The following is an 18,139-nucleotide window of genomic DNA, read 5'->3' as shown; positions in this document are numbered from 1 at the left end:
ACTAACTCTCAATCCCGCTTTCGCAGTGTTCGGCCTTGTTTCGATAGTCGCGAGTTTCAGGTCTTTTTAGGGGTACATGAACGCTGCGCCAATCCAGGTGACCTCAATGAACGTGCTGCTGATGAATGTGCAAAGGTTTGCTGCTTCTCTTGCTGTGGCAGGCCGGTTTTCGTTGCGGCTGGCCAGTCGTGAGGGAGGGCTGTCTCTCCTGTTGCTCTTCCTTCTCGTTGTGGCGGGGGGCAGTTCATTTTCCTTGCCGGGCTATGCGCAGCACATTCCGCCCACGGCACCCTGCGTCTTTGGGGAGGACACCACGCCGGCTGGTTGGTTTAAGGCGGCAGGGTCACCGGACTGTTCCAACCTTGAAAAGTGGGGCTGGGGGAATCGGTGGATTGATGGCCCCCTTCCAGCGCTTCCGACTGGCGATGAGACATTTTCTACAATGTGGGCCAAAGCAGATCATGCGGAAGCTATTTATACAAATATAACAGGATTGGTTGTCGGGCGTTCTTACAAGATTCCCTTCTATGGGCTGATGCGGGGGGCGCAGCGTGTTAATCATAACGAAGCATGTGAGGGGCTGCGCTTGCGAATTGACCAAAAGACGCCGCAAAAATTTCCAATGCCATCGACAACCTGGACCCAGTCGGTACTCGAATTCACGGCCACTGCGACAAAGCAAAGACTGACCGTGAGCGCTTATAAGAAGACCGGTGCGTCCTCCTCTGAGTCCTGCGTCGCCCACTTTGCTATTGGTGCCTATCCCCTCGAAGTGATCAAGACAGCGTCGGTGGGGCAAGCTTTGGCCGGTAAAGATGTAACGTTCTCCTTCTCCGTCAAGAACACTGGTGCTGATCCGATGACCAATGTCCGGATCAAGGAGGATTTCCTTGAGCGTTCGGACGGCACCGCGCTGTCGCTGACCACCGGGCCGACCTTTGTTTCCAACAGCGGTTCATCTCCGGAAGGGTCCCTGCAGCCCGGTGAGACTGCGACTTTCAAGGCTACCTACAGGCTCACCCAGGCCGATGTGAATGTTGGCAAACTCAGCAACCAGGCCGTTGGGGCGGGCACATTGCCCGGCGGTCAGGAAATCACGATCTACTCGCAGGCGAAGGCCGATGGCGATCAGGCCCCGACGGTCATAAATCTGCCGAGGACGTCCGCGATCGATCTGGTCAAGAAAGGGGCCTATCAGGACACCAATGCGAACCAGCTTCTCGATGTCGGCGATCGCATCATCTACAGCTTCGAGGTGGAGAATACCGGCAATGTCACCCTGACCGATGTGAAGGTGACGGACCCGCTGGGCACGGTGAATGGCGGCCCTCTGGCGACGCTGGCTCCCGGTGTCAAGGATACGACGACCTTTTCTCTTGCCTATGATCTCACGCAGGCGGACATCAACAAGGGCGAAGTGATCAACGCCGCGAAGGTCGAGGCGAAGGATCCGGACAGCAAGACAATAAGCGACACCGCCTCGCTGACGACCGGGCTGGGCAGCAAGCATTCGATCAAGCTTGAGAAGCGTGGTGTTCATGTGGATGCCAACAACAATTCGGTTGTCGATCTCGGCGACCATATCCAGTACTCCTTCACCGTTACCAATTCCGGCGATGTCGAACTGAAAGACATCAGCCTGACCGACAACAAGGCGTCGAGTGTCACCGGCGGACCGATCGCCACGCTTGCCCCCCGCGTATCGGACAGCACCACATTCACGGCGCGCTACGATCTGAAGCAGAGCGACATCGATAATGGCGATGTGAAGAACACGGCGACCGTGACCGCGAAGGCGCCGGACGACACGCCCGTGACGGACAGCGCGTCGGTCACCACCCATGAGGAAGGCACGAGCAAGATCGTGCTCGAAAAAGCGGGGGTGTATGTCGATGCGAACGGCAACCAGAAAACCGATGTGGGCGACCGGATCAAATACAGTTTCAAGGTCAAGAATGCCGGTTCCCTGACGCTTTCCGACATCAGCATCACGGACCCTTCTGTCAGCGTTTCCGGGGGCACGCTTTCGCAACTCATTGTCGGGGATGAGGATAGCACCACTTTCTCGGCCTTTCATACTTTGACGCAGGCCGATCTGGACAGGGGCGAGGTCGTGAACAAGGCCACGGCCAGCGCCAAGGATCCGCACGGTCACGCGACGAGCGACACATCTGAAGTGACGGTTTCCATCGACACGAAAGAAGCTGTTTCGCTGGATAAGACCGGTAAATGGGTGGACACCAACAACAACAAGGTTGCTGATCTGGGGGATCGCATCGAATACACGTTCGCTGTGAAGAATACGGGCGAGGTAACGCTGAAGGATATCAGCGTGTCGGACCCCCTGATCAATGGCAGTCTCGCCGTGTCAGGGACGCTCGCGCCCGGGGATTCAAACACGACGCCTCTGACCGCGAATTATGATCTGACCCAGGCCGATCTGGACCGTGGCTCGGTGGTCAACACGGCGACCGTGAAGGCGAAAGCGCCCGATGACGGTGATGTGGATGACACCGGCTCGACATCAGTCAGCCTGCCCGAGGCGGCATCCATCAAGATCGAGAAAACCGTGACTTTTCAGGATCAGGGAACCATCGGCGTGATGGAGCCTGGCGACCGTCTGAACTACCGTTTCAAGGTTACGAACAATGGCAATGTGTCTCTTTCGGGCATCAAATTAAGTGATCCGGGCGCCGTTTTGTCGGGCACGACGGTTCCAGACCTCACGCCGGGCGCGAGCAACGATACGGCGGTCACGGGCTATCATGTTCTGACGCAGGCGGATGTCGACAACGGCGCCTACTCGAACACGGCGTCCGTGGAAGGGACGTCGCCGAGCGGGAAAAAGGCGGAAGCTCTTTCCACTGCCTCCTTCAGCATTACGGCAGCGCCGGCCATGAAGCTTGAGAAGACAGGCGTTTATCAAGACACGAACGGCAACGGGGTCGCAGATCCTGACGATCACATCAAATTTGCGTTCAAGGTCACGAACACCGGCAATGTGACGCTCGCGGCCGTCAAGATTACCGACCCCGCTCTGTCGCTCTCCGCGACGACGGTTCCGGATCTGACGCCGGGCAACAGTGATTCGACGGTGAGTGCGCTCTACAGGCTGACGCAGGCTGACATCGACAAAGGCAGGGTCGACAACAAGGCCACCGCGACCGTGCCGGTTGGACAGGAGGAGACCGTAACGAGTGAGGCCAGCGCGACGGTCGAGATTGCGCAGTCCGCGTCGATCAAACTGACCAAGACGCTCGTCCGCACGGAAGACCGCAACGAGAACGGGGTCACCGATGTTGACGATGCGCTGATTTACAAGTTCAGCGTGGAAAATACCGGCAATGTGACGCTCAGCAATGTCCGTGTGACCGATCCGACTGCGCAGGTGAGCGGCGAACCGCTTGCGACCCTTGCGCCGGGCGACGTTGATGAAGGCACATTCACCGCTGCCTATCTTGTGAAGCAGGCCGATCTGGACAAGGGCAAGGTGTTGAATGAAGCGCAGGTCGCGGCGCTTGATCCATCGAGCCAGCAGGTGACCGGTTCCAGCAGTCTCGAGGTTCCGCTGACTGCGGCTCCCAAGGCGCGACTGATCAAGCGGGCGGTGCATGTCGACAGCAATGGCAATGGCCGCGTCGATGCCGAGGATCATGTCGAGTACCGCTTCAAGGTTGAGAATATCGGCAATGTGACATTGAGTGATCTCAGGGTGGAGGACGAGAAGGTTGAGGTCGCCGGCGGCCCGTTGAGCAGCCTGAACGTTGGCGATGCGGATGAAACGACATTCAGCGCCGACTACGAAATCACGCAGGCGGATGTCGATGCGGGGGAGGTGCGGAACACTGCCACGCTGCATGCGAAGGCGCCGGATGGAACTGCTCTGGAGGTTGTGTCGGAGACGGATGAGGGGGCTGGCGATACCGTCCTGGTGATTGAGCACAAGCCGGCCGTGGAACTCGTCTTGACGGGAACGCTCGTTGACGGGGATGAAAACGGTTATCCGGATGCCGGTGAGATTGTGCAATACGAACTGGCCGTAACGAATGCGGGGAACACGACCCTTTCCGGTGTGTCCATCCCGTCTGTGACGCTTACCCTGCCTGACGGCCGGGAGGTGCAGGTTCCGGTCAGCGGCGGGCCGCTGGACGGGTTTTTGCCGGGCGGGACAAACACGGATGCGTTTACCGCAAGCTACAGGTTGACGCAGGATGACATCGATCAGGGATTGCTGAACGCTGCTGCGACGGTAACCGGTTCGGATCCGTCCGGCGAAGAGGTTTCCGCAAGTTCTCAGCATGAGTTGCCGCTGCCGCAACTGGCGTCTCTCGCTCTGACGAAGACGGGTGAATATCGTGGCGCTGGCGGGGTGCAGGCGCATCCCGGCGAAACGATCCACTATGAATTCGAGGTGGAGAATGACGGCAATGTCACGGTTGACAATGTTGCGCCGTCAGATCCCGGCCCGCTCTTTGGCGGCGCGCCTGCAAGCGGCAGTCTTTCGGCCTTTGCGCCGGCCAGTGCGACGCTGGCGCCGGGTGACAAGGCGAGGTTCACTGCCGACTATGTCCTGACTGCGACGGACATCCGCAATGCCCGGTCTCATGAGGCTGGCGCGGTGAATACCGCAGTTGCGCAGGGCGCGACGCCGCATGGGCGCAATGTGGTGTCGCCGGAGGCCGAGGCCAGCGTGCCCATGCCCGGTGTTTTTATTGGCAAGAGCACCCCGCTTTCGCAGGTGAGGCGCGGCGACCGTGTGCCCTATCAGTTGCGGGTCGCGGCTTACGCGCTCAAGACGGCGGTGGAGGTGAACGTCATTGACCTTCTCCCGCAGGGCTTCACCTACCAGACCGGCAGCGCGTCCGTGTCCTATGGACGTTTGGCGCCGAGACTGGAGGGGCGCAGGCTCATCTTTGAAAATGTCGAGCTCCAGCCGGACGAGCCACTTCTCATCGACCTGTCCCTGCTGGCGACGGCGAGTGTGAAGCCGGGTGAGTATGTCAATCAGGCCTGGGTGGAGGATCCTTCCGGAGAGGCTTTGACGGGAGTTGCCACCGCGACTGTGGAAGTGATCGTTGAGCCGGTGTTCGACTGTAGCGATATCACCGGTCTCGTTTTCAATGACCGCAATCGCAACGGCTATCCGGATGCCGGTGAAGAGGGCATTGCGGGTGCGCGGGTGGCCACGGCAAAGGGATTGCTGGTCACGGCCGGACCGAAGGGCAAATTCCATGTGGCCTGTGCCGATCTCCCGGATCAGCGGATCGGTACGAATTACATCATGAAGCTCGACCAGCGTTCTCTGCCGTCAGGTTATCGGGTGACCACGGAGAACCCGCGTGTTGTCCGGCTGACCGCCGGTAAGGTGACAAACATTCTGTTTGGCACGACCATCGGACGGGTGGTGCGGCTGGATGTGTCTGACGCTGCTTTCGCGCCGGATGGCGTTGAGTTGCAGGACGCATGGCAGGGGCAGATCAAGCAGCTCGTCACTCTGCTGGATGCGGAGCCTTCCGTTCTTCGTCTTGTGTACCAGAGCAGCAATGCGGGAGGACGGCTGGCGGCGCGACGCATGCGCGCATTACGGCGTCACATTGCGGGTGAGTGGCAGAAGGTCGGTGGTCGCTATCGTCTCGAGGTGGAGACCAGAATGATCGGCGATACGAGATGATGACCGTATGGAATGCCGTTTGGCTCTAATCATCGCTGGTTAATCGTTGTATTTCGTTCCTTCATGTTTGAGAATTGTATCAATTAATATTTATAGTCCCATTTATATTAATTGAAGAGTAATAATTTCATCATTGGACACAAATGAGATTATTATGAAAATAGAAGAATATCTCAATCGAACGAAACCCCATAAAGGCCGCATGCGCCTTGGTCTGTTCGCTGCTGCCATGGTAACCGTTCTGGTGTCCATGGATGATAGTCGGGCGCAGGTTCCTGATTTTTCCACGTGCGATGAACGTTTGTGGCTGACCCAGGGAAATCCGACAGATCTGCTCTCGGTGGGGATGACCACAAATCCCTTTACCTTCACCAATGAGGGCGGAGAGACGTTCGCGCACAACGCGGCAGGTTTCCATCCCACAGACTTTTATGGCTATGCCATTCAGGCGGGTCCGACTCCCAATCTGCTGCGCCTTGGCTCGAATGGACAGACACAAAATCTGGGCGCCATCGCCGGGATTCCTTCGGCCCCCAACATCAATGCAGGTGAGATCGCGGATGACGGGAGCTATTATGTGATCGGCAGCGCTGCGCCGAGTACCCTTTACAAGATCGATGTCGGGACGGTCTCGGCGACAACAATCACACTCAGCCGTGCCATCAACATTTTCGACCTGGCATGGTCCGGTGGCCGCCTCTACACAAAGGAGGGGGGCGCTACGGATCTAATCGCCATTGATCCGGTGACCGGCTCGGTGACAAGCGTCGGCAATACCGGCCTGGCCGCGGGAACGCAGTTTGGTGCGATGTTTGGAACGCCGGATGCCGTGTACGGTTCCGACAATGGCGGGAACGGCTTCTACAAATTCAATACCACGACGGGCCAGTCGACCCTTATTTCATCCTCGCCCGGCTCGGGAAACAATGATGGCCTGAAATGTGTGACGTCGTCTCTTCAGTTCGAGGCGGATATTCAGATCACCAAAACGGACGGACAGGAAGCCTATACGCCCGGGCAGGACGTCACCTATACGATGCAGGTCACCAATAATGGCCCCTTCGGCGCAGAGGCCATCGAGGTTTCGGACCCGCTGCCGGCTGGCATTGCCACCGCGAACTGGACATGCGCGGGTGCGAGCGGCGCGACATGTGAGAACGCCAGCGGGACCGGTGGCATTGATGCAGAACATCTCAACCTCCCTGCCAACGCGTCGGCCACCTACACGATCACCATGTCGGTTCCGGACGACTTTACCGGCGAGCTCAGCAACACGGTTTCGCTCGTGCTTCCCGATGATGTTGTCGACAACAATCTTGCCGACAACACGGCGACGGATGTGACGCAGGAAGCGTCCATGTCCCTGACCAAGGAAGCGGAGCTGCAGGACACCAACAATAACGGCGTCCCGGACGTTGATGAGAAGATCATCTACACTTTCACGGTCACCAATACGGGCGCAGCGCCGCTTTCAAACGTGACGGTTGATGATCCGGGCATCGTGACAAGTGGCTCGATTGCAACGCTGCCGCCGGGCGTGACGGACAGCGAAACGATTATTGGCGAGTACACCCTGACCGGTGCTGATATTGATTCTGGCTCGGTGGAAAACCACGCCACCGTGAATGCTCAGGACCCCGATGGTGATCCGGTCCGTGCTGAATCGGCACCTCCAGGCGGTCAACCGGGAGACGCCACGACCATTGACCTGCCGGGAAGCGCAGCAGTCGAGATCATCAAGACATCAACTTTGAACGATACCATCGCTAACGGTCGTCCCGACGCCGGCGAGATGATCGAATACACGTTCACCGTCACCAATTCGGGCAATCTCACGCTTACAGACATCGTGGTTTCAGACGACCGGGCGGATCTCGTGGGTAGCCCGATTGCAGGGCCGCTTGCGGCGGGCGACAGTGATACAAGCGTGACCGGAACCTATAAGATCACACAGGCCGATATTGATGCCGGTTCTGTCGCAAACCTGGCGTCAGCCACCGGTAAGGATCCGGCTGGAAATGATGTCACGGCTCAATCGAGTGCACCGGGAGGCGTTGCTGGCGAACCGACTGAAACGGAACTGCTCCAGACGCCGGAGAGTGATTTCGTCAAGGAGGTGTCTCACGTCGATGCCAATGGGAATGGCGCTGTGGATGCGGGTGAGCGGCTTGAATACACGTTTACGGTGGAGAACACGGGCAATGTGACGCTCACCAACGTCACTGTCAGCGATAGCAAGGCGCAGATCGTTGGTGGCCCCATCGCCTCTCTAGCCCCCGATGACGTGGATTCGACGACAATCACGGGCTACTACGATGTCACCCAGGCGGATGTCGACAGCGGTGGCGTGGACAACGTCGCTGAAGCCACGGCTTCGGACCCCAACGGGGCTCCTGTAAAGCGTACCTCGCGGCCGCCGGGCGGGATTCCCGGCGACAACACCACGCAGCCAGTGGTGGCGCAGGGCTCCATGGATGTCGTCAAGGAAGCGATGCTGAACGATGCCAATGGCAACGGTTTTGCTGATGCCAATGAGACAATCGGCTACACGTTCACGGTCATGAACACTGGCAATGTGAGCCTGACAGACATTGCAATCGAAGACGACAAGGCTGAAATCTCTGGAAGCCCGATTGCCGGACCATTGGCTCCGGGGGAAAGCGACACGAGTGCGACAGGCAGCTATACGATTACACAGGCCGATATCGATGCCGGGTCTTTTGCAAATGTTGCCACCGCTACCGGCGTGGACCCGCAGGGCGAGCCGGTTTCAGCTGAATCCCGCTCTGCAGATGGAGAAGCGGGCGACCCGACGACGATCGAGTTCCAGCCGAACCCGTCCATCGAAGTTCACCTGGTGGACCAGTGGAGCGATTCTGACGGTAGCGGTTTCCCGGATTCGGGCGAGCCAGTACATTATGCCTTTACGGTGAAGAATACCGGTAACGTCACGATCAACAGCATCACCATTCCTTCGCTGGAAGTGGTTCCGGACCCCAATGTCAATCCGGCGGATGTTGGAATTGGTGTGAGGGCAACGGTTCCCGTTGCGGGCGGTACGCTCGCAAGCCTTGCTCCGGGCAGCGAAGATGGAACCACGTTCACCGCGTCCTATCCGTTGACGGCGGCCGAGATTGATGCTGGCGGGCAGACGGCGACTGCAGAGGTAGAAGGTCTGACCCCAAACGGTGAAGAAGTGTCTGATCTCTCCGACGATCCTCATGATGGCGAAAATGTCGAAGAGGAAGGGGATGGTGAGCCGGACGATCCAACCGCCACGCCCCTGCCGCAAAAGGTGTCGCTGGTCCTCGAGAAAAGCGGCGCATACCAGGGCGTCGGCACCGGCTTTGCCGAACCCGGTGATACGATTCTCTACACCTTTGCGGTAACGAATGACGGAAATGTCACTGTTGATGATGTGGTTCCGGTTGATGCAGGGCCGCGTTTCGATGGACGCCGGGGCACAGGAAGCCTGTCTTCCTTTACGCCATCAAGTGCGGATATCGCAGCCGGTGACAGCGCAACCTTCACCGCCACCTATACTCTGAGCCAGGCTGATATCGATACTGCTCAGGGGATTGAGGATGGGGTGAAAAACACGGCGACGGCCACAGGTACGGGACCGCGCGGCCAGAAGGCCGTGGCAGCGGAAGCGGAAGCGTCGGTGGATCTGCCGGGGTATGCGATAAGCAAGATGTCTCCTCTGCGCGAGGTTCGCCGTGGCGGCAAGGTGCCCTATACGATCCGGGTCAAGATGCTCGGCATGCCGGGTTCGAGTACGGTCAATGTCATCGACATGACGCCTCCCGGGCTTACCTTCGTACCAGGTTCGGCGATGCTCGGTGATACCGGGATTGCCCCGGTCGTGGCAGGTCGCAAACTCACCTTTGAGAATGTCGTTCTGACAGGCGATGAGGCCGTGGAAATCACGTTGGATCTGGCCGTCACTGCGGCTGCCAAGCCCGGCGAGTATGTGAACCGGGCCTGGGTTGAGGACCTTGAGGGTAATCCGATCTCGCGTGTGGCCACTGCCGTTGTCGAGGTGGTTATCGAGGCGGTCTTCGATTGCGGCGATATTATCGGCAAGGTGTTCGACGACAAGAACCGCAATGGTTATCAGGACAATGGTGAAACCGGCCTTGCAGGTGTTCGGGTCGCTTCGGTCAAGGGACTGTTGGTAACGGCAGATGCGGAGGGTCGCTTTCACATTGCCTGTGCTGACCTCCCGGACCAGCGTATCGGAACCAACTATATCCTCAAACTGGACCCGCGTTCGTTGCCTTCAGGGTACCGCCTGACTACCGAAAACCCGCGTGTGATCCGACTGACTGCCGGCAAGGTGTCGAAATTCACCTTCGGCGCTTCCATCGGAAGGGTTGTGCGTCTTGATCTGAGCGATGCCGCTTTCCAGGAAGACAGCACGGAACTTCGCCCGGAATGGCAGACCAGACTTGCTCAGATGATGCACCTGCTTGAGCAGGAGCCATCGATTCTGCGGCTGGTTTACACGGAAGCGGGTGAGGGGAAAAAGCTGGCGCTGAAGCGTAGCAAGGCAATGCGCAAGCACATTGCCCGTGAATGGCGTGAGGTCGGTCGTCGTTATCGCCTCGAGATCGAAAGCCAGCTTCACACCGCTGTTGGCGATGTGCCCGTGGAGCCAGTGAACGATCTTACGCTCTATAAGTAAGTCCCAGGTGCCCTTGCTTCACCTCGTATGATTTCGCGCATCTCGTCGGCCCACAGGCGGCGGGATGCGTGGAACTCTTCGGTCTGACCGCACAAGGGGCCGTTCATTCAAGCCTGTCCGCTGTTTGCAGGTGGCGCTGATCTTGCTGAATGATCCTGTACTGGTCCCGGGTCTGTCGTTTCCTGTCTCTGCGCATTGGGCGTGGCTGTTGCTGAAGCGGTCTTCTCCGTGTCGGAGAACGCATTTTGGCGCAGGTACATTGTCAGAAAACTCAAAACGAAGATCGATTGCCATGACTGCACGGCGCTTGGTTCACGGACATTTGAGGCTCATTGTACTCGCTTTCTGCGTGCGGTTCGCAGCAGGCCTCTCCAGACAGGCTCAGGTTTGTATCGTGATTTCAATGATTGCCCTGCTGGGCGGCGTCGAGCGCGCGCGGGCTGTTGAGGGTCTGGGGGTTTCTGGCACCTATTACGGCGGGCTCATCGGCTCCAACAAGGGCCACACCTCAATTACGCAATGCCCTGCAGGAACATTTTTGAGGGGAGTGCGCCATACAGATCATAACTTTACTGGCACCAGCAGCACCCACGGCATGACGGTGAGAGTGGATCTCTATTGCTCGCGTGTGACGACGGACGGCACAACCATTAATCTGGAGCCGCTTTTCACCGTGAATGGCTATGCATATCCCCGTCCGGGCAGTATACGAGTTAAGACCTGTCCTGCCGGGATGATCGCCAGGGCCTTTTATGGTCGGCATCGATCCACCGCCTCTGTACCCTGGACCAGCCAGGTTGGAATCCTGTGCACCAAGCTGGAGCTGAAAGCCGGACAATGGATTCACTTCAATACGGCGTCCAACTCCACCCGTCTTGATGCCGGCGTGATTGAAGGCAACGCGGTTCACTACAGTCGCGGCGGGTTTTGCTTAGGCAGCGATGACAGACTGTTTGCCGGTTATGCGCCTCAGCGCGGTGGCGCAGGGTATGACGGCATTCGCGCATACTGTGGCTATTTCGCCCAGGCCAGACTTTCGGCCACGATTGCCTTCAGCGATTTTGCATGGGACACGACAATTGGCGGAAGCGGCTGGAACACGGCGCTGGCTCAGGGGGGCACGGCGCTTCCGAATGGAGCCGCTGCCGATGTCTATGCGCTGCCAGGCGACAATGACGCTATGGCCTTCCAGAGCGCGCACGAGCTCTATGTCACGCCAGCGAGCAATTACGGAGCGCTGGTTAATCAGCGCCCGACCGGAATAAATGCGACCACCTATGTGGAAACGGGGTCATGCGCCGGGGGCAATGCATTTGCTCTTGTCGATGAGCAGGACGGAACCTGTGGACTGACGATCAATGGCCTGCCCGATATAGGTGTGAGCGGCACCGCCCCGGCGAGTTCCTTTACAGGCTATGGCGTTGCGCAGAATTTCACCATGACGGCCACGAATCATGGTCCTGGTGCGACCGATGGCGATGACGGGTTTACGCTGGTCGCCACGCTCCCCGCTGGTTGGTCGACCAGTGGCACATTGCCGGCGGGTTGTACGGAAAGCGGTGCGGTGGTTACCTGCAGCCTTAATGCAACGGCGCTTGCGGCCTCGTCAGGGCCGGGTGTTGCGGGAGGGACGGTCAGCTTTGCTATCCCTGTTGCTGTCAACCTGCCAGCGATGGCAGGCGATTACAGTGTAAGCGTTGTTCTGGGGCGATCCGCGCCGGATGGAGACGCCGATGCGACGAACAACGATTTTAACACCGGCAATGACAGCGCTAGCGTTCCCCTGAGTTTCCCCGCCGCGCCATCTTTATCGGTCCTGAAGACATCTGTCCTGAACAGCAATGGAACGATCAGCTACACATTCAAGGTGGAGAACACGGGCAATGTGACGCTGACGGATGTTGCGCTGACCGACAATCATGCGGCAGTGACGGGCAGTCCGATTGCGACCCTTGCACCGGGTCCCACCAATGCGGTGACGCTGACGGGGACCTATACGGTGTCGCAGGCGGATATCGACGCGGGGCACGTGGACAATCTGGCGAGCGCCACGGGCAAGGATCCTGCCGATGCGGATGTAACGGCGCAGTCGCATCCGACCGGCGGGACGGCGGGCACGGCGACGCGGACGGACATTGCGCAGACGGCTTCGAGCGACTTCATCAAGACGGTGACGCATGTCGACACGGACAATGACGGTCTGCTGGATGCGAATGAACGCCTGAACTACACGTTCAGCATCAAGAACACGGGCAATGTGACGCTGTCCAATGTGACGGTGACGGACACACGGGCCACACTGACGGGCGGTCCGATTGCCACGCTTGCGCCTGGCGTGACCGATGCGACGACGATCACCGGTTACTATGATGTGACGCAGGCGGACATCGACAGCGGCAGCGTGGACAATCTGGCGTCGATGAGTGCGAAGGACCCGAAGGGGAACCCGGTCGAGAAGCAGTCGCGCCCGCCCGGCGGGACCGCAGGCGACAGCACCAGCTTCAAGGCGACCGCGTCGACCGGTCTTTCGGTCCTGAAGACATCTGTCCTGAACAGCAATGGAACGATCAGCTACACATTCAAGGTCGAGAATACGGGCAATGTGACGCTGACGGATGTTGCGCTGACCGACAATCATGCGGCAGTGACGGGCAGTCCGATTGCGACCCTTGCACCGGGTCCTACCAATGCGGTGACGCTGACGGGGACCTATACGGTGTCGCAGGCGGATATCGACGCCGGTCATGTGGACAATCTGGCGAGCGCCAAGGGCAAGGATCCGGGCGATGCGGATGTGACGGCGCAGTCGCATCCGACCGGCGGGACGGCGGGCACGGCGACGCGGACGGACATTGCGCAGACGGCTTCGAGCGACTTCATCAAGACGGTGACGCATGTCGACACGGACAATGACGGTCTGCTGGATGTGAATGAACGCCTGAACTACACGTTCAGCATCAAGAACACGGGCAATGTGACGCTGTCCAATGTGACGGTGACGGACACACGGGCCACGCTGACGGGCGGTCCGATTGCCACGCTTGCGCCCGGTGTGACCGATGCGACGACGATCACCGGTTACTATGATGTGACGCAGGCGGACATCGACAGCGGCAGCGTGGACAATCTGGCGTCGATGAGCGCGAAGGACCCGAAGGGGAACCCGGTCGAGAAGCAGTCACGCCCGCCCGGCGGGACCGCAGGCGACAGCACCAGCTTCAAGGCGACCGCGTCGACGGGTCTTTCGGTCCTGAAGACATCTGTCCTGAACAGCAATGGAACGATCAGCTACACATTCAAGGTGGAGAACACGGGCAATGTGACGCTGACGGATGTTGCGCTGACCGACAATCATGCGGCAGTGACGGGCAGTCCGATTGCGACCCTTGCACCGGGTCCCACCAATGCGGTGACGCTGACGGGGACCTATACGGTGTCGCAGGCGGATATCGATGCCGGTCATGTGGACAATCTGGCGAGCGCCAAGGGCAAGGATCCAGCCGATGCGGATGTGACGGCGCAGTCGCATCCGACCGGCGGGACGGCGGGCACGGCGACGCGGACGGACATTCCGCAGACGGCTTCGAGCGACTTCATCAAGACGGTGACGCATGTCGACACGGACAATGACGGTCTGCTGGATGTGAATGAACGCCTGAACTACACGTTCAGCATCAAGAACACGGGCAATGTGACGCTGTCCAATGTGACGGTGACGGACACACGGGCCACACTGACGGGCGGTCCGATTGCCACGCTTGCGCCTGGCGTGACCGATGCGACGACGATCACCGGTTACTATGATGTGACGCAGGCGGACATCGACAGCGGCAGCGTGGACAATCTGGCGTCGATGAGTGCGAAGGACCCGAAGGGGAACCCGGTCGAGAAGCAGTCGCGCCCGCCCGGCGGGACCGCAGGCGGCAGCACGGAGTTCGAGGCTGAGGCCCGTGGCGCGCTGGATATCGTGAAAGTGGCTGTGTTGAATGATGTCAACGACAATGGCTATGCCGATAAAAACGAGACGATCGATTATCGTTTCACTGTCACGAATACCGGCAATGTCACTCTGTCGGAGATCGCGGTGGAAGACAGTAAGGCCGAGATAACGGGCAGCCCGATTGTCTCTCTCGCGCCGGGTGACAGCGATACAAGCGTTACGGGCAGCTATACGATCAGGCAGGCGGATATCGACGCGGGTTCATTTGAGAACGTCGCTACAGCGACTGGCAAGGATCCGCACGGTGAGACCGTTACAGCCCAGTCTCGCCCCGAAGATGGCAATCCGGGCGAAGCGACGGTGATCAGGTTCAAGCTTACCCCGCTCATTGAACTCGATCTGGTTGGTGTGTGGATCGATACGGACAAAAGCGGTTTTCCCGACCCGACCGAGCCCGTGAAATACACTTTCACAGTCAGGAATACCGGCAATGAGACGGTTGAGAACATTACCATCAACACATTCGATGTGGCGGCAGTTTCCGTCAGGAAATCGTCGGGGCTGTTGCGTTTGCGCGCGCTCGTTCCCGTCTCCGGCGGCACATTGCCAAGTCTGGCGCCGGGAGACAAGGACTCTTCGACCTTCAGCGCATCCTATCTGCTCACGCAGTCCGATATCGATGCCGGTAAACTGATTGCAACGGCGCAGACTGTTGGTGTGGCTGTGAACGGCACGCCTGTTTCAGATATCTCGGACGACCCGCATGACTTCACCGATGTCGATACCGAGGGCGATGAAGAGCCGGACGATCCGACTGTCACGGTTCTGCCTCAGAAAGCAGCTCTGGCGTTGATGAAAACGGGCGAATTTCAGGGGAGTGGCGAGGCTATTGCCCAGCCCGGCGATACGATCCTCTATACATTCACGGTGACGAATGACGGCAATGTGAGCCTGTCAGATGTGACCCCGGTAGATGTCGGACCTCGCTTCAATGAGCGCCCCGCCAAAGGGCGGATGTCGAGTTTCTCGCCACCGGGCGCGGATCTCGGAGCGGGAGAAAGTGCGGTATTCACCGCAACTTACACGCTGACACCGGGAGACATCGCTGCTGCACAGGGTGTTGAGGATGGTGTGAAGAACACGGCGACGGCCTCGGCCACGGGACCGCAGGGCCAAAGCGTCACGGCGCCGGAGGCTGAAGGTGTTGTCGAGCTTCCGGGCTATGCAGTCAGCAAGACGACCGCGCTTGGCCAGGTGCGCCGTGGCAGTCGGGTGCCTTACACGATCCGGGTGAAAATGCTTGGCGTTCGAGGCTCCAGCACTGTCAATGTCGTAGACATGACGCCGCCCGGGCTGGTCTTCGCTCCGGGGTCGGCAAGACTGGGCGATACGGCCATCGCTCCAGTGGTTGCGGGGCGGAAGCTTGTCTTCAACGACATTGTCCTGAAAGAGGGCGAGGCTGTCGAGATTACGCTTGAACTCCTGGTAACCTCTGCGGCCAAGCCCGGTGAGTATGTGAACCGGGCATGGATGGAGGATCTTGAAGGGACATCCATCTCGCGCATTGCAACGGCGGCGGTGGAGGTCGTTGTCGAAACCGTGTTTGACTGCGGCGACATCATAGGCAGGGCGTTCGATGACAGAAACCGCAATGGTTATCAGGACAGGGGGGAGCCCGGTCTGGCCGGCGTTCGGGTTGCGACCGTGAAAGGCCTTCTGGTCACCGCAGATGCGGAAGGGCGCTTCCACATCCCCTGTGCAGACCTGCCGGACCAGCGGATTGGCACGAACTACATCCTGAAGCTCGACACGCGTTCACTGCCTTCCGGCTATCGTCTGACGACTGAGAACCCGCGGGTGGTTCGCCTTACGGCCGGGAAGGCGTCGAGGTTCCTGTTCGGCGCTTCCGTTGGTCGTGTCATGCGGCTTGATCTGAGCGACACTGCCTTTGAGGAGGGCGGGGCAGTGCTGCGCCCTGAATGGCAGTCTGGCATTGCCCGGATGATCGAGCTGCTCAACAAGGAACCATCGTCCCTGCGGCTGGTCTACACAGAGACAGGGGAAGGCCGGCGTCTGGCCCAGAAGCGCATCAAGGCAGTGCGCAAGGGGATTGCCGGTAAGTGGCGGAGGGCCGGCGCCCGATATCGGCTGGACATAGAGATTCGCGTTCAGGCGTTTGGGGCGCTCCCAGACCGGCCTCAACGTGCTTTCGGCTACAGGTAGGGCGTCTTGTGAACAGCGGGAAAAGCCTTGTGGTTCAAGGGCTGCACGCTGAGCGCTAACTGTAATTATACGGTCAGACTACTGAAGCCCGCGGGATATGGGCGCCATGTATCGTTCATCGTTTCTCTGCACTTGAGGGCGAAGTGCGTTCGCGCTCCTCCAAAGTGCTCTTCTGGTGGTGACTAGAGCAAAAAGTGATAGTTCGATGAGGGCCTGCCAATGTTGTCACGCAACAGACCGTACCAACCGTCGTTCCTCATTTTTGATGAGCGCCGACAGCTGGGTGTGCGCGAGCATCGAACTCCAGCGCAGTCGTCTTCCAGAGATGTTGCTGCGTCCTCTTCAGCGAATTTGGCTCTTCCGGAATCCGCTGTTCGGTGAGGTGTGGAACCGGCCCTGCTTCCTTAGGAGCAAATCCGCTTTGCGTGTCCGGTACCGTTTGAAAACGCTCCGCTCCCAGTGATTGGACGCACCAGTTGGACGCCATTTTCTCAGCAATTTGTATCATAGGTCGGTCATCATGAACATGAAATACCGCATGAACACGCTCCGGAACGGCTTTGCAGGCGGTGTGGGACGAAGCATTTTCAGGAAAATTCTGACATATCTGGCTTTGTTGTTCATTGCTTTTTGGGGTGGTGGTGGCTGGGCCCAGGCTGGTGAAGGGTTTGCGATCACGGGTTTTTATAATGGTGGCCTAATTGGCAAGAACACGGGCCAAACTGGCCTCACACGATGCCCGACCGGCTCATTTGTGCGTGGGGTGCGACACTACGACAGGGCCAATGTCGGCTGGGCCCCCGGATATGGGATGACAACCAGAGTAGACCTTCTTTGTTCGAGAGTGACCACTGATGGCACGACTGTGTCCATGGGATCGTCTTTCTGGGTGAATGGCTACGCATATGACGAGGTCCAGGCAATCCGGACCGCTGTTTGTCCGACCGGAATGATTGCCAGGGGATTTTACGGTCGGGACAGGAAGACTAATACCGATGCCTTGTCCAGCCAGGTTGGCATTTTATGCACCAGGCTGGATTTGAAAGCCGGACAATGGATTCACTTCAATGTTGCCTCCAACTCCGGTCGCCTCGATGCCGGCTTGATTGAGGGCAACGCACCCCATACCAGTCGTGGCCCGTTTTGCTGGGGGAATGCTGACATTGCATTTGCCGCTTACGCGGCTCAACGTGGCGGAGAAGGCTATGACGGCGTCCGCCCTTATTGCGGCCGCTTCGGCCAGGCCAGGCTGTCAGCCGCAATGGTGTTCAGCGATTTTGCATGGGATCAGACTGTTGGTGGAGTCGGCTGGAGCACGGCTTTGGCTCAAGGAGGAACAGTACTCCCTAATGGAGCCGCTGCAGATGCCTACGCGTTGCCAGGCGACAATGACCCTTTGCTTTTCCAAAGCGCCCATGAGCTCTATGTCACGCCCGCCAGCAATTATGGAGCCCGGATTCAGCAGGACCGGCGGGAATAAATGCGGACACCTATGTAGAAGCGGGCTCATGCGCGGGGGGCAATGCATTCGCACTTGCCGATGAACAGGATGGCACCTGTGAGCTGGTCATCAACGGCCTGCCTGATATCGGCGTTACTGCGACTGCTCCGGCTGGTC

Annotated in this window: 4 protein-coding genes; all 4 read left to right on the top strand. The window is 58.9% G+C overall.

The genetic code is table 11. The features are described 5' to 3' along the window. Positions 1-76 precede the first annotated feature (76 nt). The 4 genes from ACRTG1_RS12625 (at position 77) to ACRTG1_RS12610 (ending at position 18,001) form a co-directional block, all read left to right on the top strand. The gene (locus tag ACRTG1_RS12625; RefSeq protein ID WP_432516215.1) at positions 77-5,671 is read left to right on the top strand and encodes a DUF7507 domain-containing protein; all 5,595 of its coding nucleotides are present in this window, start codon (positions 77-79) and stop codon (positions 5,669-5,671) included. Positions 5,672-5,825: 154 nt separating this feature from the next. After that, a complete protein-coding gene (locus ACRTG1_RS12620; RefSeq protein ID WP_432516214.1) occupies positions 5,826-10,358 on the top strand; it encodes a DUF7507 domain-containing protein in 4,533 nt (1,510 codons plus the stop codon). Between the two features lie 595 nt (positions 10,359-10,953). Further along, a complete protein-coding gene (locus tag ACRTG1_RS12615; protein ID WP_432516396.1) occupies positions 10,954-16,521 on the top strand; it encodes a DUF7507 domain-containing protein in 5,568 nt (1,855 codons plus the stop codon). Between the two features lie 520 nt (positions 16,522-17,041). Next, positions 17,042-18,001 (top strand): hypothetical protein, encoded by a 960-nt coding sequence (locus ACRTG1_RS12610; protein ID WP_432516395.1) that lies wholly within the window; start codon positions 17,042-17,044, stop codon positions 17,999-18,001. Positions 18,002-18,139: the final 138 nt, after the last annotated feature.

This window comes from Nitratireductor sp. PBL-C9, from assembly GCF_050877045.1.
Classification (GTDB): Bacteria; Pseudomonadota; Alphaproteobacteria; order Rhizobiales; family Rhizobiaceae; genus Nitratireductor; species Nitratireductor aquimarinus.
Note: the sequence above shows the minus strand (reverse complement) of the source record. Positions and strands in the feature narration are given on the sequence as shown.